The sequence below is a fragment of the Streptomyces sp. ISL-96 genome, from assembly GCF_018614035.1.
In the GTDB taxonomy this organism is placed as follows: Bacteria; Actinomycetota; Actinomycetes; order Streptomycetales; family Streptomycetaceae; genus Streptomyces.
Window position 1 is genome coordinate 37,829 of sequence record NZ_JAGGPA010000036.1, and the last position, 19,262, is coordinate 57,090.

Annotated in this window: 19 protein-coding genes; 13 read left to right on the forward strand and 6 right to left on the reverse strand. The window is 70.0% G+C overall.

Annotation, left to right across the window (positions count from 1 at the left end; genetic code table 11):
• Nucleotides 1-250: 250 nt before the first annotated feature.
• The 12 genes from J7E96_RS22840 (at nucleotide 251) to J7E96_RS22895 (ending at nucleotide 10,893) form a co-directional block, all read left to right on the forward strand.
• Nucleotides 251-3,091, forward strand: a complete 2,841-nt coding sequence (locus J7E96_RS22840) for a nitrate- and nitrite sensing domain-containing protein (RefSeq protein WP_374196710.1) — start codon at nucleotides 251-253, stop codon at nucleotides 3,089-3,091.
• Entirely contained in the window at nucleotides 3,088-3,573 is a 486-nt protein-coding gene (locus tag J7E96_RS22845) for a roadblock/LC7 domain-containing protein (protein WP_215133533.1), read from the forward strand. Before J7E96_RS22840 ends, J7E96_RS22845 begins: the two co-directional genes overlap by 4 nt.
• On the forward strand, nucleotides 3,570-3,977 hold the full coding sequence (locus J7E96_RS22850) for a DUF742 domain-containing protein (RefSeq protein ID WP_214971774.1): 408 nt from the start codon (nucleotides 3,570-3,572) through the stop codon (nucleotides 3,975-3,977). Before J7E96_RS22845 ends, J7E96_RS22850 begins: the two co-directional genes overlap by 4 nt.
• Nucleotides 3,958-4,653: an ATP/GTP-binding protein gene (locus tag J7E96_RS22855; protein WP_374196711.1), complete on the forward strand. Its 696-nt coding sequence runs from the start codon at nucleotides 3,958-3,960 to the stop codon at nucleotides 4,651-4,653. Before J7E96_RS22850 ends, J7E96_RS22855 begins: the two co-directional genes overlap by 20 nt.
• Before the next feature lie 40 nt (nucleotides 4,654-4,693).
• Complete coding sequence (locus J7E96_RS22860; protein ID WP_215133534.1) at nucleotides 4,694-5,929, forward strand: styrene monooxygenase/indole monooxygenase family protein; 1,236 nt, start codon at nucleotides 4,694-4,696, stop codon at nucleotides 5,927-5,929.
• Nucleotides 5,930-6,396: 467 nt separating this feature from the next.
• Nucleotides 6,397-6,771 (forward strand): PadR family transcriptional regulator, encoded by a 375-nt coding sequence (locus J7E96_RS22865; RefSeq protein ID WP_215133535.1) that lies wholly within the window; start codon nucleotides 6,397-6,399, stop codon nucleotides 6,769-6,771.
• Entirely contained in the window at nucleotides 6,768-7,475 is a 708-nt protein-coding gene (locus tag J7E96_RS22870; protein ID WP_215133536.1) for a hypothetical protein, read from the forward strand. Before J7E96_RS22865 ends, J7E96_RS22870 begins: the two co-directional genes overlap by 4 nt.
• An 83-nt stretch (nucleotides 7,476-7,558) precedes the next feature.
• Nucleotides 7,559-7,699: a hypothetical protein gene (locus J7E96_RS22875; RefSeq protein ID WP_215133537.1), complete on the forward strand. Its 141-nt coding sequence runs from the start codon at nucleotides 7,559-7,561 to the stop codon at nucleotides 7,697-7,699.
• A 284-nt stretch (nucleotides 7,700-7,983) separates the two neighbouring features.
• Complete coding sequence (locus tag J7E96_RS22880; RefSeq protein WP_215133538.1) at nucleotides 7,984-8,625, forward strand: HAD family hydrolase; 642 nt, start codon at nucleotides 7,984-7,986, stop codon at nucleotides 8,623-8,625.
• Nucleotides 8,626-8,730: 105 nt separating this feature from the next.
• Entirely contained in the window at nucleotides 8,731-9,912 is a 1,182-nt protein-coding gene (locus J7E96_RS22885) for a helix-turn-helix domain-containing protein (RefSeq protein WP_215133539.1), read from the forward strand.
• 134 nt (nucleotides 9,913-10,046) lie between these two features.
• A complete protein-coding gene (locus tag J7E96_RS22890; protein ID WP_215133540.1) occupies nucleotides 10,047-10,460 on the forward strand; it encodes a hypothetical protein in 414 nt (137 codons plus the stop codon).
• A 184-nt stretch (nucleotides 10,461-10,644) separates the two neighbouring features.
• Complete coding sequence (locus tag J7E96_RS22895; protein WP_215133541.1) at nucleotides 10,645-10,893, forward strand: hypothetical protein; 249 nt, start codon at nucleotides 10,645-10,647, stop codon at nucleotides 10,891-10,893.
• 12 nt (nucleotides 10,894-10,905) lie between these two features.
• On the opposite strand, the gene J7E96_RS22900 is transcribed toward J7E96_RS22895, so the two are convergent.
• From J7E96_RS22900 to J7E96_RS22925, 6 genes are all read right to left on the reverse strand, one after another.
• Nucleotides 10,906-12,111, reverse strand: a complete 1,206-nt coding sequence (locus tag J7E96_RS22900) for an NlpC/P60 family protein (RefSeq protein WP_308296090.1) — start codon at nucleotides 12,109-12,111, stop codon at nucleotides 10,906-10,908.
• Nucleotides 12,112-12,265: 154 nt separating this feature from the next.
• A complete protein-coding gene (locus tag J7E96_RS22905; RefSeq protein WP_215133543.1) occupies nucleotides 12,266-13,018 on the reverse strand; it encodes a hypothetical protein in 753 nt (250 codons plus the stop codon).
• 253 nt (nucleotides 13,019-13,271) lie between these two features.
• Nucleotides 13,272-15,890, reverse strand: a complete 2,619-nt coding sequence (locus tag J7E96_RS22910) for a PQQ-binding-like beta-propeller repeat protein (RefSeq protein ID WP_308296091.1) — start codon at nucleotides 15,888-15,890, stop codon at nucleotides 13,272-13,274.
• Between the two features lie 10 nt (nucleotides 15,891-15,900).
• Nucleotides 15,901-16,176, reverse strand: a complete 276-nt coding sequence (locus J7E96_RS22915) for a hypothetical protein (RefSeq protein ID WP_214971789.1) — start codon at nucleotides 16,174-16,176, stop codon at nucleotides 15,901-15,903.
• 34 nt (nucleotides 16,177-16,210) lie between these two features.
• Entirely contained in the window at nucleotides 16,211-16,951 is a 741-nt protein-coding gene (locus J7E96_RS22920; RefSeq protein ID WP_215133544.1) for a TetR/AcrR family transcriptional regulator, read from the reverse strand.
• A 29-nt stretch (nucleotides 16,952-16,980) separates the two neighbouring features.
• Nucleotides 16,981-17,910, reverse strand: a complete 930-nt coding sequence (locus J7E96_RS22925) for a diiron oxygenase (RefSeq protein WP_215133545.1) — start codon at nucleotides 17,908-17,910, stop codon at nucleotides 16,981-16,983.
• Nucleotides 17,911-18,130: 220 nt separating this feature from the next.
• Between J7E96_RS22925 and J7E96_RS22930 the strand changes: the two genes are divergently transcribed.
• Entirely contained in the window at nucleotides 18,131-19,255 is a 1,125-nt protein-coding gene (locus tag J7E96_RS22930; RefSeq protein WP_215133546.1) for a ferritin-like domain-containing protein, read from the forward strand.
• Nucleotides 19,256-19,262: the final 7 nt, after the last annotated feature.

The window sequence follows — 19,262 nt, forward strand, 5'->3', positions numbered from 1 at the left end:
GCCGGGCGGAACTTCCAACCGGCACTCCGCGCGCCCGTGAGATGAACGGGATCGAGAGTTGTTCGCCAACTCGTGAGTGATGTTCACTCGTTCGGGTGGCGGAGCGCGTGCTGCGCGCCTTCTTCCCAAAAGCACTGGAATGGTCTGAAGCCATTCGAGCCGTTAGCTGGGGTGGTGCGGGGCGCTCTTGAGTGACCGGTCGTCACCTCGGCCACGTGAGCAGACGAGTCAAGCAAGAATGCGAGCACCGGTGCAGAAAAAGCGGCCTCGGGGCGATAGCGGTAATGGCGAGCGGACCGAACGCACCGTACGGGTACGCAGTCGGCTGGTCGCCGGCGTGGCCCTCGTCGGCGTCACCGTCCTCGCCGCCGGTACGCCCGCCATCCTCAGCGCCTCCTCCGAACTCTCCGAATCCCAGCGCCTGGTCACCCTCGCCGAACTGAACCGGCAGGCAGTCACCCTCGCCCACTCCCTCGCCGACGAACGCGACGACGTCACCGCGTACATCGCGGCCGGACGCGGCGGCAGCGACAGCACAGGTGGCGAAGCCGACGGCAAGGGCGACGGCAAGGGCGCCGCGGGGCTCTCGGAGAGCCGCAGCGCCCGCGTCGACCGCCAGATGGACGAGATCGAGCTCGCGGCCCCCGCCGGCCTGCGCCGCGACCTCGCCAGGATCCCCGGCATCCGCAGGGACGCCCTCAGCGGCGAGGGCACCGCCCTGGAGGCCCACAAGGCGTACAGCGGGGCGATCGAGAAGCTCCAGGACCTCGCCGACGAGCTCGCCGACAAGACGCCCCCGCGCGCCGCCGAGGCCACCCGCGCGCCCGCCGCGCTCGGCCAGGCCGTCGAGCAGGCCGCCGCGACCCGCGGCCTGCTGCTCGCCGCGCTGTCCGTGCCGCGCGAGAACACCGGCAACCGCATCGACCCCATCACCGGACTCCTCGTCCCCGCCGGGGAAGATCCGAACTCCGAGAGCGTCCGGACCCGCAACGCCCTCAGCGCCGCGGCCCAGCAGTCGCGCGTACGCGAACTCGCCGCGCTCGCGGACTTCGACCAGGCGGCCGGGCACGCCGCCCGCGAGTCCCTCAAGACCACCGTCACGGGACCCGACGTCAAGACGGCCGAGCAGTTCCTCACGAACCTCACCGACCAGCCCCAGCTTTCCGACGCCGATCTCAGCACCGACCGCGCCAAGGCCGAGGCCGCACTGTCGGCCCGTATCAACCTGATGCGCGGCGTCGAGTCCTCCATCGGCTCGGCTCAGGTCGCCCGCCTCTCCCAGCTGCGCGACGACGACGTCACCGCGCTGGAGATCCGGATCGCCTTGGCCGGCGCCTGCCTGCTGTTCGCCGTCGGCGTCAGCACAGCCGTCGCCCGTACGCTCACCCGCCCGCTGGCCGTGCTGCGCCTGGGCGCGGCGAGGCTGGCCGCCGAACCGGAGGGCGACGCGGAGGCAGGAGGCGAGGCCGTCGAGCCGGTGCGCTTCACGGGCCGCAACGACGAGTTCGCCCAGGTCGTACGGTCCCTGAACACGCTGCACGGCCGGCTCGCCGAGGTCGGCGCCCGCGCGGAGAAGCTCGCCGGTGACCGTACGCACCTGATCGGCCAGCGCGAGACCCTCGCCACCCAGCGCGCCGAACTCCAGGAGCAGGTGGCCGAGGCCGCCGCGAAGCTTGAGCGCATGCGCCACACGGTCAACTCCACCTTCGTCAACCTCTCGCTGCGCACGCTCGGCGTCGTCGAGCGCCAGCTCGGCGTCATCGAGGCCCTGGAGGAGCGCGAGCAGGACCCGGAGCGCCTCGCGACCCTCTTCAAGCTCGACCACATGGCGACGGTCATGCGCCGCCACGGCGAGAACCTGCTGGTCCTGGCCGGTACGGAGCACGGGCAGGGGCAGCAGGCCCCGGTGCCGCTCGTCGACGTACTGCGCGCCGCCGTGAGTGAGATCGAGCGGTACGAGCGGGTGGCCATCCAGTCGGTCCCGCCGCACGCCCAGGTCGCGGGCTTCGCCGCCAACGACCTCAGCCACCTCCTCGCGGAACTCCTGGAGAACGCCACCTCGTTCTCCCCGCCGGACGCCAAGGTCGAGCTCTCCGGCTGGCTGCTGGAGAGCGGCGAGGTCATGCTCTCCGTCCAGGACGAGGGCATCGGCGTACCGCCGGACCGGCTCACCGACCTGAACGCGCGGCTCGCCGATCCGGGTTCGTACGAGCCCGGCGACGGTACCGACGGCGGCATCGGCCTGCACGTGGCCGCGCTGCTGGCGGCACGGCACGGCGTACGGGTGACGCTGCGGGAGCAGAAGCAGGGCGGCATCGCCGCCGTCGTCGTACTGCCCGACGCGCTGCTGCCTTCCGCCCCGCCGACGGCCGCGCCGCCCGCGGTGCCGATGGCCGGAGACGCCCCCACGCTGAACCTCCCCGGTTCGGTCGCGGAGGCCAACTCCAACACGCTGCCCGGGCGCTCCGATGTGCCTCCTCCGGTGCTGGACCCGCTGGTGGCGGCGGCGGAGCGGACGATCCGCGAGGACGCGGAGCTCTCGGAGACCTCCGAGACCTCTGAGACCTCTGAGACCTCTGAGACCTCTGGGACCTCCGAGCTCGATACGCCCGCCCCCGGCCCGTACGACATCGGCCCCGACACGCACGAGCGCGCCGCCGACGGGAACGCCGACACCCCGGCCCCCGTCGACGAACCGACCTGGACGATGCGGCTGCCCCAGCAGGCCCCCGCGCCCCAAAGCGAGATGGACGCGGAGACGGCGGAAGCCGACGACCACGACGCGCCCGCCCCGACAAAGGTCGAGCCGGTCACCGACAAGGGGCTGCCCAAGCGCACCCCCAAGGTCGTGCAGTCCGGCCCCGCCGAGCCCAACGAGCGCTCCGGCAGCGTCGACGCGGACGCCCTGCGGCGCCGGCTCGGCGGCTTCCACCAGGGCGCGATCAAGGGCCGCCGCGACGTAGAGGCAGAGATCTCGGCCAACTCCGGGCCAGAGACATCGACAGAAGCAGAGACAAGAACAGAGACCGAAACCGATACCGATACCGATACAGATTCCAAGGGGGACACAGTTGAGGAGGCACGCAGTTGACTGCGTCCAGCACGTTCGGGCTGAGTAGCGAAGCCCGTAATCTCCATTGGCTGTTGAGCAACCTCGTCGACGAGGTACCGGGTCTCCTGTCGGTCGCCGTCGTGTCGTCCGACGGGCTGCTCCTCCTGTCCTCCGACCCGGAGCGGAACGCCGGACCGACCGCCCCCTCCGTCCGCCAGGACGGCCCGAAGGGTTCGAGCGCCGACCTGGCGACCATCGTCTCGGGCCTCGCCAGCCTCACCCAGGGCGCGGCGAAGCTGATGGACGGCGGCGGCGTCAAGCAGACGATGATCGCGATGGAGTCGGGCAGCGTCTTCGTCATGGCGATCAGCGACGGCTCGCTGCTCGGCGTGCACGGTTCGCCGGACTGCGACATGAGCGTCGTGGCGTACCACATGGCGCTCTTCGTCGGCCGCGCCGGCCACGTCCTCACCCCCGAACTCCGCAGTGAGCTGCGCAAATCGTTGGAGAGCGCCCTGTGACGCCGTCCACCACAGCCAAACTTCCGGTACGGGGCGACGGCCGCAGGCCCGCCCGCGTACGCCCGTACTCGCTCACCGGCGGCCGCACCCGCTTCACGCACGTCCTGCTCGTCGAGACGTTCGTCGCGGCGATCGAAGCGTCCGAGGAGCGGCGCGAGCTGACCAACGGCGGCCTCCAGACGCGCGTCATGCCGGAGATGCGGGCGATCGTCGAGCTGTGCCGCCGCATGCGTACGGTCGCGGAGATCTCCGCACTGCTGAAGATGCCGCTGGGCGTCGTCCGCGTGCTGCTCAGCGACTTGGCCGACCAGGGAAAGATCCGTGTGTACGGGACCGGGCACGCGCCCGGCCAGCCGAACCGCGCGCTGCTCGAAAGGGTGCTGAGTGGACTCCGCCGTCTCTGAAACCGAGACCTTCCACGCCCGCGCCACCGGGCACACACCGCCGGTTCCGTCCCAGTCGCAGGTGCCCCTGCCGACCCTCCCGCCCGAGGCGGACGAGGGCGCCCGGGAATGGCAGACCGACCGCACCCGGGCCCCGATAGCCACCAAGATCGTGGTTGCCGGCGGCTTCGGCGTAGGCAAGACGACCTTCGTCGGCTCGGTCTCCGAGATCACCCCGCTCAAGACCGAGGCGGTGATGACCACCGCGAGCGAGGAGACGGACGATCTCACCGCGACGCCGGAGAAGACCCACACCACCGTGGCGATGGACTTCGGCCGTGTCACGCTCGACGACGACCTCGTGCTGTACGTCTTCGGGACGCCCGGCCAGCAGCGCTTCTGGTTCATGTGGGACGACCTGGTGCGCGGCGCGATCGGTGCGGTCGTCATGGCCGACACGCGCCGGCTGTCCGACTGCTTCCCGGCGCTCGACTACTTCGAGAGCTGCGGGCTGCCGTACATCGTTGCCGTGAACCACTTCGAGGGAACGGCGGCGTACGAGGCCGAGGACGTCAGGGAAGCCCTGACCGTGCCGCCGCACGTACCGGTCGTGATCATGGACGCACGCAAGCGGATCACGGTGGTCGAGTCGCTGCTCGCCCTCGTCGGCCATGCGCTCGCTGTCACGCCCGAATAGCGCCGTACCCCCGAAATAGCTACTCAACGGAGAACCCGCCATGCGGAAGATACTCATAGTCGGAGCCGGCCAGTCCGGTCTCCAGCTCGCCCTCGGACTCCAGACCCGCGGGTACGAGGTCACCCTGATGTCCAACCGCACGGCGGACGAGATCCGGTCGGGCCGGGTCATGTCGACGCAGTGCATGTTCCACACCGCCCTCCAGCACGAGCGCGACCTCCAGATCAACTTCTGGGAGTCGCAGGCGCCGAAGATCGAGGGCCTCGGCGTCTCGGTCGCGGCGCCGGACTCCTCCCGCGCGATCGACTGGGTCGGAAAGCTGGACGGTTACGCCCAGTCCGTCGACCAGCGCGTGAAGATGGCCGGCTGGATGGAGACGTTCGCGCAGCGCGGCGGGCAGCTCGTCATCCACGGGGCGGCGGTCTCCGACCTCGACTACTTCTCCCGTACGTACGACCTGGTCATGGTGTCGGCGGGCAAGGGCGAGCTCGTCTCGATGTTCGGCCGCGACGCGTCCCGTTCGCCGTACGACGCCCCGCAGCGTGCACTCGCTGTGGCGTACGTCCACGGGCTCGGCCCGCGCCCCGAGCACCCTGACTTCGAGGCGGTCCGCTGCAACCTGGTGCCGGGCGTCGGCGAGCTCTTCGTCATGCCGACGCTCACCACTTCGGGCCGTGCGGACATCCTCTTCTGGGAGGGCATCCCGGGCGGCCCGTTGGACGTGTTCAAGGGAGTGAAGGACCCCTCCGAGCACCTGTCCCTCACCCTGGAACTGATGGAGAAGTTCCTGCCGTGGGAGTACGCGCGCGCGACGAAGGTCGAACTGACCGACGCGAACGGCACGCTGGCCGGCCGGTACGCACCGACGGTGCGCAACCCGATCGGCCGGCTGCCGGGCGGGGGCCTCGTCCTCGGTGTCGCGGACGTGGTCGTCGCCAACGACCCGGTCACGGGCCAGGGCTCCAACTCCGCGTCGAAGTGCGCGGCGTCGTACCTCTCCTCCATCACGTCCCACGGCGACAAGCCGTTCGACGAGGCGTGGATGCGCTCCACGTTCGACCGCTACTGGGACACCGCGCAGCACGTCACCAAGTGGACGAACGCGATGCTCGGCGTTCCGCCGGAGCACGTGCTGAACCTGATCGGTGCGGCAGGCGGCCTCCAGCCGGTGGCCGACCGCTTCGCGAACGGCTTCAACGACCCGTCGGACTTCGAAAACTTCTTCTACGACCCGGAGAAGACGTCGGCGTACCTGTCCTCGGTCACTGGAGCATGACGGGCCTCTGAACAGCGGTCCAGCCGTTGTCGTTGGCGGTCGTAGCCGGTCCCTTTCGGACGCCCCGGAGACGGCCCGGCCGTGAGTGACTGGTGCCTGCCAACGTTGATGCCGAGCCGGATATGGAAGACCCCCAGCCCTGATCGGCTGGGGGTCTTCCTGCAGCAGGCATGGACGGTTTCGAACGGCTGGCATTTGCGTTGTGAGCCTGGCGACGACCGCCGACTTGTCCTGGCTCGCCAATAGACGCACAGCGCTCCACGCTGATGTCCAGCCCGGGTTCTGGAGCAGGTGCTTAGAAGGGACTTGAGCGCCGTCACCTCATCGATCCTCTGACTGCGGATTTGATTTGCCAGAGGGTGCGCTGGCCGTCGGATTCCGTGAAGCGCTGAGCCTGCCGGATCGACTGCGCGCACGCCCTCCTACCTAGGTAGACAGATACTCATCTACCTAGGTAGATTGCAGCTATGTCGGCAGTGAAGATGACACCGCACACGCAGACAGTGCTGCGTGCGCTCCTCGGGAAGGGCGTCGACGGCGTGCGCCGCTCGTTGGTGCTGGACGAAGGGCTCTACGGGTTGGAGCTGTCCAAGATGTCAGGGCTGCCGAACGGCACCCTCTTCCCGATCTTGGAACGGTTGCGTCAGGCAGGATGGGTCGAGAGGTACTGGGAGCAGGACGACATCGCCGAGGCTGAGGGGCGCCCCCGGCGGCGCTTCTATCGCATCACCCCGAAGGGTGCTGACGTTGCTCCTCTCGCCTTGGCGCAAGCAGCTGCTGCAGCACCTGCTGGCTCAGCGTCGAAAATCGGGCGCCCCGGCATGGCAGGAGGGGCCCGATGAGTGTGCAGGGGGCTTCTGGAGATGAGTCTTCACCCTTAAAGGAAAACGTCGGCGATTACTCCATGTTCGAGGCGAAGCGGCAGGCACCGACTCCGATGGTGGGGTTCCTCATCGACGAGGGCGACGATCTGTCGACGGGGGTGACACAGCAGCGCCGGGCTCCGTTGCCGATCAGGGCGAAGCAGCAGCGCCGGGCTCCAGTGCCGAGCAGGATGAGGCAGCAGGATCCCCCTCCGTGGCCGACCATGGGGCAGCAGGGTCCGGCTTCGATGACGGGGTTCCTCATCGACGAGGGCGACGATCTGTCAACGAGGGCGACACAGCAGGGTCCGGCTCCGATAAGGGGGTTCCTCATCGATGAGGACGACGACTCACCGTTCGTAGGGGGTGTTGATCAGGAGGTCTTCAAAGGGCTGGACACACCGTCAGATGCGGACGACCCTCAGGCCCCCGAGGCATTGCCCGGCATGCTGTCGTCTAACGGCTTGTCGCAGGGGCGCTCCGACTCCGGCAAGAATGTACTTCGCCTTGTCGCATTGCTTCTCCCGGGAGACGAGCGGTCCGAGTGGCTGGAGGAACAGCGTGGATACCTGGTGGATATGTCCAGTCGCCGGGCTCGGTGGGCATGGATTGCAGCGCAGCTCATCGCGATGCCTCGATATGCGTACGCGGTGCGTACGGGCAGTGAGACGGAGCCAGCATGACGACCCAGCCACCTCCACCTCCGTCCGTCCCGAACGCGCCAGGCTCGGAACCTGAAGCGCTGTTGACCCAACGGGCAGTCTTGGTGTTACTCACAGCTGCATTCATCGGCACGACTGTCGGCGTCCTGACTTTCTTCAGTGCGGTCAACGCCGCCGGCGCTCTGCTCGCCGGACTGACCGGCTTTGGCGTCAGCACCCTCGGACTGCACAAGCTGATGGGCTGAGTAGCGGCCTGAGGTGTTTCAGCCCGCGTGGACCGGCCCAGCGGCCTTTCAAGGGCGGTGGCCGGTCCACGCGGGGCTGCGGCCCGCTCCGTTGCACTTCTGGGCCCCGTGCAGCGGCCTGAACAAACCGGGCCCGGCGCGGGCCCTGATGAAGTAGAGAAATTCTTACCGCGCAGGTCTGATGACTCCTGGTTGCCCCCAAATCTATACGTCCGCCTGTGTACGGCACTGCTTATGCCTGTTGACAAGTTCCGCCACCGGTGCGGGCCGTAGGATCGACGCCGATGATTGAAACGATCGTGTTCGACGTCGGCGAGACCCTCACCCGAGATGACCGCTACTGGGGCTCCTGGGCAGACTGGCTTGGCATCCCCAGGCACACGCTGTCCGCCCTCGTGGGTGCCGTTACAGCCCAGAGCCGTGACAACTCCGACGCCCTCCGCCTCATCAAGCCCGGCATAGACGTGCGCGAGGCGTACCAGGCCCGCGAAGCAGCAGGCCGCGGTGAGCATCTCGACGAAACGGACCTCTACCCGGACGTGCGTCCCGCCCTAGCAGGGCTCCGCAAGCTCGGTGTCCGCGTCATCGTCGCCGGGAATCAGACGCCCAAGGCCGGCCAGCTGCTGCGCGCTCTCGACCTGCCCGCAGACCTGGTCGTCACGTCGGGAGAGTGGGGTGTCTCCAAGCCGGACCCGGCTTTCTTCGCCCGCGTCCTCGAAGCCTCCGGTGCCGCGCCACACGAGACTGTGTACGTCGGCGACCACCCCGTGAACGACTTGTGGCCGGCGAAGGCCGCAGGCCTGCGGGTCGCGCACATTCGCCGCGGACCGTGGGGTTACCTGTGGGCCGACGACCCCGAAGTCGTGGCCGCGGCGGACTGGCGCATCGACACCCTCACCCAACTTGCCTCGATCCTCTCCGACTGAGCGTCAAGAAGGCGGTGTACTGCGGGTATTTGAGCTGCACCGGTTTGCGTGCCTGCGTGTCACCGTGCGAGTACGGTTTGGAGTGACGCCCCGAACGGAGCCTGTATGCCTGGCGACTCCATGCGCGAGGTAGGGCACCGCATCGCCACTGCCCGCCGCGCCCACCGCATGACTCAGGACGACCTCGCCCGCGCCGCGTTCGTATCCCTCAGCATGCTTCGCAAGATCGAGCAAGGCAGCAGGCTTCCCAGCGACGACACCCTCGATGCCATCGCCGCCGCCCTCGCCATGGACCCCAGCAGGCTCCTCGCCGGGCACAGCCGCACCGACAGCCGAGTCCACGACGCACTGCCCGCGCTCTCGGCAGCTATCGCCACCTACGACCTCCCGGACGACGGCCCCACGCGCCCACTCGTCGAACTCCACACCGCGGTCGCCAACGCCGTCGCCTGGCGCCTCGCCGCACAGTACGTACAGATCGCCCACAACATCCCTGGCCTCCTCGCCGAACTCTCCCGCGCGTACCACGACGCTCCGATCGGCCACCGCCCCGAACTTGCCGCACTCCTCGTCACGGCGTACCGGTCCGCAGACGCCGTCGCCTACAAGTTCGGGTCCTACGACCTGTCCGCCCGACTCGTCGAACTCATGCGGTGGGCAGCACCACAGACCGAGAACGCGCTGCTCGAAGCGAGCACCGCCTACGTGCGTTCCGAGACATTCTTTGCCGCCCGCGCTCACGGGCCGGGCTTGTGTGCTCTCGAGCAGGCAGTGGACGCTGCACCACGCCCCGACACCCCGCAGACCGCTGCGGCGCGCGGGACACTGCATATGCGGGCCGCCGTCATCGCAGGCCGCGCCGGGAACGCCGGCGCCGCCGACGTTCACCTCGGCGAGGCCCGGCGATTGGGCGACCTCGTGCCGGAAGGCATCTACGTGGGTACGGCGTTCGGGCCGTCCTCCGTGCGGATCCACGAGGTATCGGTCGCGGTGAGCCTCGGCAGCGACCATTTACAGCGGGCGCTCGCCATTGCTCGCGAGTGGGCTCCGCCCCCCAGTCTGCCTTCCGAACGGCGCTCCGGTTTCTACATCGAACTCGCCCGCGCCCAGCTGTGGGCCGGTGCGGCCGACGATTCCTTCGAGTCACTGAAAGTGGCGCGCCGCATCGCACCGCAGCACACACGAGAACACCCGTGGGCCCGGGAAGACGCCGCCACCCTGCGCCGCCTCAAGCGGGCGGACGGCGAGAGCCTGACGAGCTTTGCCGAATGGATCGGCGCGATCTGAACACAGTCTGCGGGTGACACAAGGTGTGTCACTTAAGGCCCTTGCCCCGAATCATCATCTGTCTGTCCGCACCAAAATGGCAGATAGGGCAGCCCATGAATGAGGCAGCGCCACCAATGCGGCGAAATCCGGTCATGAATCCCGCCGCAGTCCGAGAGCTACTGCCGTGGCTGCCGCCCACCCACACCATCTGGAGCATTCCGGCGGGTGTGCATTGGGACGCGGTGAGGGCGCCGCGCAGCGTCGGCGCCATCGCCATCCGTGAGCTTGGCGACGCATGCGGACCTGTGATCTGTGATCCGTGGACGCGCTTCGTCTACGTACTCACCAACACGGGGAGCACCACCAACTGGGACGTGCGCGAGACCATGGCGTACTGGCCGACGACTTACGTCGAGGTCCCGCCGCTCGGCGCCGAGGAACACCAACTCCACTGGGCGGTCGAACCCACAGGCCCCGGTCACCTCACCGACGTAGAACTGCTGCGCACCGCGCTGGGTACCGCCGTGGACAGCGCCTTCGGCCCCAGGACGGAGCACGTCGGATGAGCGGCATCACGCGTATGGCTGCTTCGGGTGCGCTGTCTCGTGCAGTCGCCGCAGAGGCGGACGCCTCCAGACGCGCGTACCGGGCGCTGCTGGACCACTCTGCGGGATGCCCGGAGTGCAACAAGGCAGCCCCTCGCTGCCCGACCGGTGCCGACCTGCGGAGCCGATGGCGGGAGGTGCGCGGATGATCTGCGGCAAGTGCGACCAGACGATCCGTGACGGCGAGCAGTACACGACGTACGACATCCCCGCCGCGTCCGGACCCGGCACCACCGTCCACTGGCACGTGGTCTGCCCCGACCGCGCCGGTGCGCGTGGCCTGACGGGCGGCGTACCTGACGGAGGTGACGGCGTCCGCGTAGCCCTATGGGCGTGTCCTCAAACGCCGGACGGGCTGCATTCGGCCGCACTATCCAGCCCCTCCGGCGTTTGAGCCCTCGCAGGGCTACGCCGCCGGCGCCGACTCCTCTCCGTACCCTCTGTCCTCGCCCGCCGACGCGCCGCGCGGAAGCTTCGGTGGGGTGTAGGAGGGGAGGGGCTTCAGCAGGGGGTCCGGGCGGACCGCGCCCAGCAGGGGGTTCGCCGCGATCGGGGAGACCTTGACGCGGGTGCCGGGGCGCGGGGCCTGGATGACCTGGCCCTTGCCGAGGTAGATCGCCACGTGCGTCGCCTTGGGGAAGTAGATCACCAGGTCGCCGGGGCGCAGCTGCCGCAACGGCACCTTCGGCAGCTGCCGCCACTGCTCCTGGCTCGTCCGGGGGATCTCGCGCCCCGCATGCGCCCACGCCTGCGACGTGAGCCCCGAGCAGTCGAAGGACCCCGGCCCCTCCGCTCCCCACACGTACGGCTTCCCGATCTGCCGTACGGCGTACTCCAGCGCCCGGCCGCCCAGCCGCGACGGCGCCCGTGTGGCGGCCGAGCCAGGGCTGCCGAGTGCGCCCGAGGCGAGCAGGTCGCGCTGCGCCACGCCGGTGTTCCGCTCCTCCAGCCGCGCCAGGTCGGCGAGCTGTTCCTCGGTCAGCGAGGCCAGCAGCTCCTCGACCTCCCCGAGCCGCGCCCGTACCGCGTCGCGCTGCTTCTTCTGCTTTCTGGCGAGCGTCTGCTGCTTGTCGAGCGCGTACCGCGCCCTGGTCGCCAGCTCGTCCGCCCGGCGTTCGCCGCTCTCCAGCCGCGCGATCGTCGCCGCCCGGTCGTCGGCCGCCCGCCGGAGTACGTGGCCCTGGTCCAGCGCGTGCTGCGGGTCCTTCGCCAGCAGCAGCCGCAAGTACGGGGAGAGGTCGCTGCGGCCCTGGTACTGCTCGCGGGCCAGCCGGCCCGCCGCGCCCCGGCTCTCGGCGAGCGCGATCCGGGCCCTGGACAGGCCCTTGGTCACCTTCTTGACCTCGCGCAGCTGCTTCTTGACGGACTCCTCCGTCGCCTTGTACGTCTCACTGGCCTCTTCGGCCCGCTGATACAGCCTCTGGAGCTCCGTCAGCAGCTCCGCGACTGTCGCCTCCCCGGCCGCCGGCGCGGGCGCGGGGAGCGGCGGGGAGGGAGGCCGGGGCACGGGAGCGGACGGTACCGCCGCGGTGACTGGGGCCGGTAGTGCCGTGAGCACCGTGGCGGCGGCCAGCGCCACCGTACAGACGGACTGGGCGAGTCTGCCTGACACGTCATCACCTCCGGTTCGCGGCCGGGCGCTCCGGCCCTTAGGTGATGATGTGCGGCGATGCCGAGGCCGCGAGCGGGTCACTGGGCGGGTTGGGCCAACGCCGTCACCCTTCGAGGGGCAATCCGCGATGCCGGCGGCGTGGCTCCCGCGTGCCTCAGCCGAGCTTGGCCAGCTGCGCGTCGATGGCGGCCTTCGGCTGCTCCGTCTTGCCCGCGAGGCTGATCGCGAAGAAGGACACCAGCGCATTGCCCTTGCGTACTGTCACCAGCTGGGACGTGCCGACTGCGCCGTCCTGCTCGGTCGTCACCGTGAAGGCGACCGCCTCGTCACCACCGGCGTAGGTGCCCGGGGCGAGCTTGGTCACCTTCGTCTTGTCCGAGCCGGCGGTCATGGTGAAGCCGCCGGCGCAGGCCTCACCCGCGGTGCGCAGCGCGGCGAGCGCCTCCTGGGCGCCCTTGCCCTCGTACGAGCCCACCCCGTCCGACATGAGCACCGTCTTGCCCAAAGCGGCCAGACCGGCCTCCGCCTTCTCCTCGGTCGTAGCGTCCTTGGCCGGCTTCTCGGGCAGGGTGGAGATCTTGCGCGACGTGGTCGCGGCGGGCGAGCCCACGGGCTTGAGCATCATCGCGTCGACGAGCGGCTTGCACTCGGCCTTGTCGCTGGTGGCGGTCTTCGCCAGGGCGACCTCCGCCTTCGAGGGCTCGGTGACCTTGTGGTTCTTCAGGTCACCCTCCGCCAGGACGAGCTTGTCCAGCTCGGCCTGCGACAGTGCCTTCGTGGCCTTGCCCGGGGCCTTGTCGTCGGGGGCGGCATCAGCGGACTTGTCGGCCCCGCAGGCGCTGAGGAGCAGGGCCATCGAGATCGCGGAGGCGGCTACGGCGGTACGGCGGACAGTGGTGCGGCGCATGAGACAGCATTCCTCTGGTTCGGTCAGCTCGGTCAGCTCTGTCAGCTTGTTGAGCGGCGGTGAACAACCTTTCCCCCGCGCGGGGTTCACCCGTCCCGGTGACACGCGGAGTCTGTTGTGACCAGTGAATCTACGGCCTGCGCCGCCCCGGTGATCAACGAATTTCAACCGTCCGCGCGATCGTGACGCCTGCGCAATCCCAGAGGTATTCAATCGAGACGCGTTCCCGTACAACCCTCAACCCTTCAACGCTTCAGTCCAGGGGGAGCGCGTAGAAGTTGCGGCCGCGCCACAGCACGGCTCCGCCGGCGGACGTCTGCGCCCGGTACGGGGCCCGGGTGTCCGGCGCGCCCGGCGCCGTCACGCCGGAGTCCTGGAACTTCCACAGCCGCCGGCCGTCGCGCGCGCCGATCGCCGTGGCCTGCGTCGCGTTGAGCGCGAAGACCGTGCGGCCGCTGTCGCTGAGCGTGACCCGGGGGGTCGCCCGGCCGGGGTACTCCGTGGAGCGCTTCCACTGCTGGGTGCCGGATGCCGTATCGACGGCGTACACGTCGTTGTAGCCGTTGGCGACGTACAGCGTCTTGCCGCGTACGACGCCGTCGCCGAAGCCGAAGGGGGCGTCGCCGGCGGGGCCCGAGGCGTTCTTGAGCCTCCAGAGCTTCTTGCCGCTGCGGGTGTCGTACGCCCGCAAGCGGCCGTCGTCGGCGGCATAGAGCCGGCCTGACGGGTCGTCGGTGGCTCCCGCGTCGGGGCGTACGCCGGTGAAGAACTTCCGCCACAGGGTCTTGCCTGTCCTGCGGTCGATGAGGACGAAGGCCGCCTTGCCCTTCGCCTTCTTCTTCTGGTCCGCGGTGAGGGAGTCGGCGTCCTGGCGTACGAGCAGGCTGCCGGGGCGGATGCCGACCGCCTCGTAGCGGGGGACGGTGCCGGGGCGGCCGTTCGGCATCTCGGTGCGCCACAGTTCCTTGCGTGCGGCCATGTCGTACGCGAAGAGGTAGGTCCGCGTGCGCGTCACCTTGTCCTTCTTCCCGTCGAGGGTCTCGGCCTTCCCGGAGAACCAGACGACGGGGCCGTCCGCGGCCACCTTCCAGCCCAGGGTGACCCTGGTGTCCTGCTGGCCCTTGGCGAGGAGAGGCTCGTACGGCGCACGGTGCTTGACCAGCCCGTCCTTCGCGGACAGCCAGAGGAAGTCGGACGCGGTGACGACGAAGCAGTGGGTGTCGTCGGCGGCTTCGGGGCCGTATTTCGTACCGGCGGCCTTCTGCTCCCAGAGCGGGCGGCCGGTACGCAGATCCAGCGCGGTCGTCAGTTCCTCACCGGGGATCAGGAGCACCTGGTCGCGCCAGATGCGGGGGGTCGGGCCGCCGGCCGTGAGGGTGAGGGGGTGCTGGTAGTGCCAGAGGGGGTCGGGGGCGACACCGGGCAGTGGTCTGCGGCGGGCGGCCGGCTTGGCGTCGTTCCCGTCGGTCCGGGGTGAGGGCGCGTTGTCCTCGTCGCCGCCGGAGAAGGCCAGTGCTCCGGCGCCGCCCACGACGAGCCCTGCGGCGCCGGCGGCGATGCCGGCGAACAGGCCGCGCCGGCTCAGGCCGCCGGGGAGGGGGCTTGGGGCTGCTCCTGCGCCGGTGGGTGTGGGCGTGGGTGTGGTTGCCGGCATCGGCGCGAGTTGGGCACGTTGTTGCGGCTGCTGCGCTGGTGGCAGGGCGAGGGCGGTGGCGGGGTGGGTGAGGGCGGGCGCGGGCCCGCACCGCGGTGCGCGGAGGCGCCGGGTCAGGCCGCTGTCGACGTCTGCGGCGCCGGTGGGGCCTGCGGCGCTTTCCCCTGCCCGCCCCTCCCCGGAACCGGGGGCAGGCCCCCAGGCCCCCGGACGCCCTCCGGGCGTGTCCTCAATCGCCGGACGGGCTTGATTTGCCGCCGCCGCCTGTTCCGCCAGGGCCGACAGCACGCGGCCGGGCAGCCACCCCTGGCGGGCCAGGGCTGCCGCGCCCTCCAGGGCCAGTTCCGCTGCCAGCGTGCCAGGGGTCGGGCGGTCCGCCGGGGACTTGGCCAGGCAGCGGGCGATCAGCGTGCGCAGTTCCGCCGGCACGGCGGCCAGTTCGGGCTCCGCGTGCGCGATGCGGTCGGCGGCCGCGTCCTGCGGGCCCGCCGCCCACGGCGTCGCCCCGGTAGCGGCGTACGCCAGAAGCAGCCCGAGGACGAAGATGTCGGACGCGGGGCCCGGCTCCCGGCCCGCCAGCTGCTCCGGGGTGAGGTAGCCGAGGCGTACGGACAACTGGCCGCCGGGGCCCGCTTCGGCGGCCGCCGCCGCACCCAGCGCGCCGAACGCCGTCAGGCGCGGTCCGTCGGCGGCCAGCAGCACCGTGTCGGCGGCGAGGCCGTGCAGTACGGCGCCGGTGGCGTGCACGCGGGACAGGGTCTCGGCGAGCGCGGCGCCCAGGATGCGTACGGCCCGCTCCGGCAGCGGCCCGGCGAGCGCGACCGCCTCGGCGAGGGTGAGTGCGGGGACGTAGGCGGTCGCCGTCCACAGTTCGGGAGCGTCGGTGCCCGACGCCAGCGGGGCCCGCACCCAGCCACCGGCCAGTCGTTCGGCCGTCTGTGCCTCCGCCTGGAAGCGGCGGCGGAACGCGGGCAGGCCCGCCAGCTCCGGCCGCGCCACCGCGACCACCACGGTCGCACCGTCGTCGGGGGCCTGCGCCAGGTACTGCACGGCGCTCGCCGTCTCGCGCAGGTGCAACAGCAGGGCGTACGGGCCGACTTGGCGTGGATCGTCCTGACGCAGCGCCTCCAAGGCGCACCCCCCGTGGTCACCGTGATCCTCGCGATCACCGTGCCGGAGCCGCTGGCGCTCTGCGGTCACAGTGGCCAGGTCCGGCACACCGCCGATCTTATGAGGTGCTGTCCGGTTTCGACCAGGGCCACCGGGGCCGGTGGCGCTCGCGCCCGTCCGGCGCGTACTCGTACTTCCAGCCGCGCTGAAGCCCCAGCCGTTTGCTGTACCCGGCGGGAACGCGCAGGTAGGCGTGCACCGTCGGCGGGCCGCCGTCCTCGTCCGGCACGGGCACCTCGTACCACTTCGGCGGGTGTCCCGTCGGCCCGACCAGGACCGGCAGCACCCGCCCGTCCAGGGGGCCGCCCACGAAGGGCGTGTTCTCGCTTCTCACGGTGCCAGTGTTACAGGGTCACGGGGGCACAGGGTCAGAGCAGGTGCGCCGCCTCCGCGATCACCGGGATCACCCGCCGTGCCAGCACCCCCGCCGGGCCGTCCGCCGTCTCCGTCGCCAGCGCCGCGCGCGTCACTTCCGCCGTCTGCGCGTCCGTCGCCGCGGTCACGGTGAGGAGGGCGATGAAGTGGTCGACCAGCCAGTCCCGCAGTTCGCCGGCCGGCGGCTGCTTGCCCTCGTCCAGCCAGATCAGGGAGGCCGCCTCGACGGCCGTGATCCAGGTGCGGACCATCATCCGCAGCCGCGGCCCGGCCGTACCCGCGACGCCGAGGTGCGTCAGGATCTGCTCGGCCGCGGCCCGCCGCACCCCGTCGACGGTCGCGGTCGTACGGGACGTCTCGGCGACGCTGCCGCCCTGGAGGAGGGCGCTGAACCCCGTGTCGTGCTGGCCGACGAAGGTCAGGTAGCGGTCCAGGGCGCGGGTGAGGCGCCGGGTGAGCGGGCCCGTCTGCGGCTCGGCGAAGCACAGCTTCAACTCGTCGGCGGCGGAGCCGAGCGCGGCCTCGTACAACTGCTGCTTGCCGCCCGGGAAGTAGCGGTACACGAGCGGCCGCGACACCCCCGCCGCCTCCGCCACGTCGTCCAGCGACACCTCCTCGGGTGCCCGGTGCGCGAAGAGCGACAGGGCGGCGCCGAGGAGCTGGCGGCGACGCTCCTCGACGCTGAGTCTGCGGTACGCGGGGGTGGTGGCTGGGGTCGTCGCTGCCGGGGTCATGTCGGCAGCGTAACCCCACATTTCACCGTTTACGCGAGGAGTCCCGAGCTCTTCCAGAGCCTGCGGCCGACACCCTGGAGCACGCCGATGTCGTCCAGGAAGTCGGTGAGCCGCCTGGCGCCGTTCTGCATGACCTCGGTGCGGTGGCCGCTCGCCCTGACCTGGGCGACGGCCTCGCGGCGGTCGAGGCCGACGTTCTCGTAGACCTTCGGGTTGACGAAGCAGGTGGAGAAGACGCGGGCCGCCTCGCCGCAGCTCACGCGGGTGAGTTCGCGCTCCCAGGCGGGCGCGGTCACCATCTGGCGGCGCAGCTCCTCGCGGGCGTACCGGACATGGCGGGCCTCCTCGACCACGTGGATGCGGGTCACGCCGCGCACGAGGGTCTGGACGCGCTCGTCGGGGAACGTCAGGCGCTGCATCCAGTCGAGGATCTCCTCGCCGAGGAGGGTGGCCGCGAAGGACCCGGGTGTGGTCGAGACGGTCTTCAGGACGCGCGCCAGGTTGTGGTAGAGCCGCGGCACCGGGTACGAGGGGGCGCCACCCTTCTGGATCATCTTGGCGAACATCATCGAGTGCCGGCATTCGTCGGCGATCTCGGTGAGCGCGTAGCGCACGTGGTTGCTGGTCACGGACTTGTCGTAGATGTGCCGGACCAGCAGCTGCATCAGGATGATCTCGAACCAGATGCCGAGGGATGCGAGCGACGCGGCCTCGTGCCGTGCCAGGTCCATGCGCTGCTCCTCGGACATCTTCCGCCAGAGCGGAGTGTCGTAGAGCGATACGAGCTCGGGCGGCCAGAACCACTTGCCTTCCTCCACCGGGGCGTCCCAGTCGAGTTCCGTCTCAGGGTCGAAGGAGTGCTTGGCGGACGACTCCAGCAGGCGCTCGGCGACCTGCTCACGGTCCTTGAGGAGGCCGAGTGCGTCCCTGAGTACGTCGCGTTCGGTCACTGTCGTCATGGCGGGGGGCACCTCACGAGTGGGTTACCGGCGGTCACAGCTGCGTTCAGGTCTTATGAGACTGCTTGTCAGCAAGACAGTCAATCCCTTGCGCACGACTTGTTGAGCGCTCGTCGAGCGCTTGCCGAGCGCTTGGACCCGCTTGTTGACCCGCCGTCTATCAGCGTGTGAGTCTGCCAACTGTCCGGCGTGTAAAGGGATATGCGGCAAGGAGGCGTCAGTGTCGACGCACGAGCTCTACACCAAGGCCCCCACGGACCCGCTGTGGGAGGTGCCGGCCTCCGGCGCGGCGCGCTTCAGCTGGGAGTACGACGAAGGGCGCGCCCGCCTCCTGGCCCTCTACCAGAAGGGCAAGGACAAGCAGTGGGACGGCGCGACCCGCATAGACTGGGACATCGAGGTCGACCCGTACGATCCGCTCGGCACCCCCGACGAGTCGCTCAGCCTCTACGGCACCCGCCACTGGGCGAAGATGACCGAGAAGGACAAGGGCGAACTGCGCCGGCACTACTCCTCCTGGCAGTTCAGCCAGTTCCTGCACGGCGAGCAGGGCGCGATGGTGTGCGCGGCCCGGATCGTCGAGTCCGTCCCCGACCTCGACGCGAAGCTGTACTCCGCGACCCAGACCATGGACGAGGCCAGGCATGCGGAGATCTACAGCCGCTTCCTGCACGAGAAGGTCGGGATGCTCTACCCGGTCAACGACAGCCTCCAGAGCCTGCTGGGCGACACCCTCCGCGACGCCCGCTGGGACATGCCGTACCTGGGCATGCAGGTCCTGATCGAAGGCCTGGCCCTCGCCGCCTTCGGCATGATCCGCGACACCACGGACAAACCCCTGCCCAAGCAGATCCTCGCGTACGTCATGCAGGACGAGGCCCGGCATGTGGCCTTCGGCCGGATGGCGCTGCGCGACTACTACAAGCAGCTGTCCGACGCCGAACTGCGCGAGCGCGAGGAGTTCGTCATCGAGGGCTGCTACTTGATGCGCGACCGGCTGCGCGGCGTCGAGGTCCTGGAGAACTTCGGCATCTCCAAGCAGGAGGCGCAGGAGTACTCCGAGCAGTCCGAGTTCCTGCACCTCTTCCGGAAACTGCTGTTCAGCCGCATCGTGCCGTGCGTCAAGGACATCGGTCTGTGGGGCGAGCGGCTGCAGAAGGCCTACCTCGACATGGGCGTGTTCGACATGGGTGATTCAAATCTGGATCTCCTCATGACCCAGGACGAGGAGATCGCCGAAGCACTCGACAAGCAGCGTTTCGAGGCGGAGGACGCGGAACGGGTGGCGGAGATCGACGCGGCGATCGCGGCGGGGGCGGACGAGGAGCGGTCGAACGGTTCCTAGCGGGCCC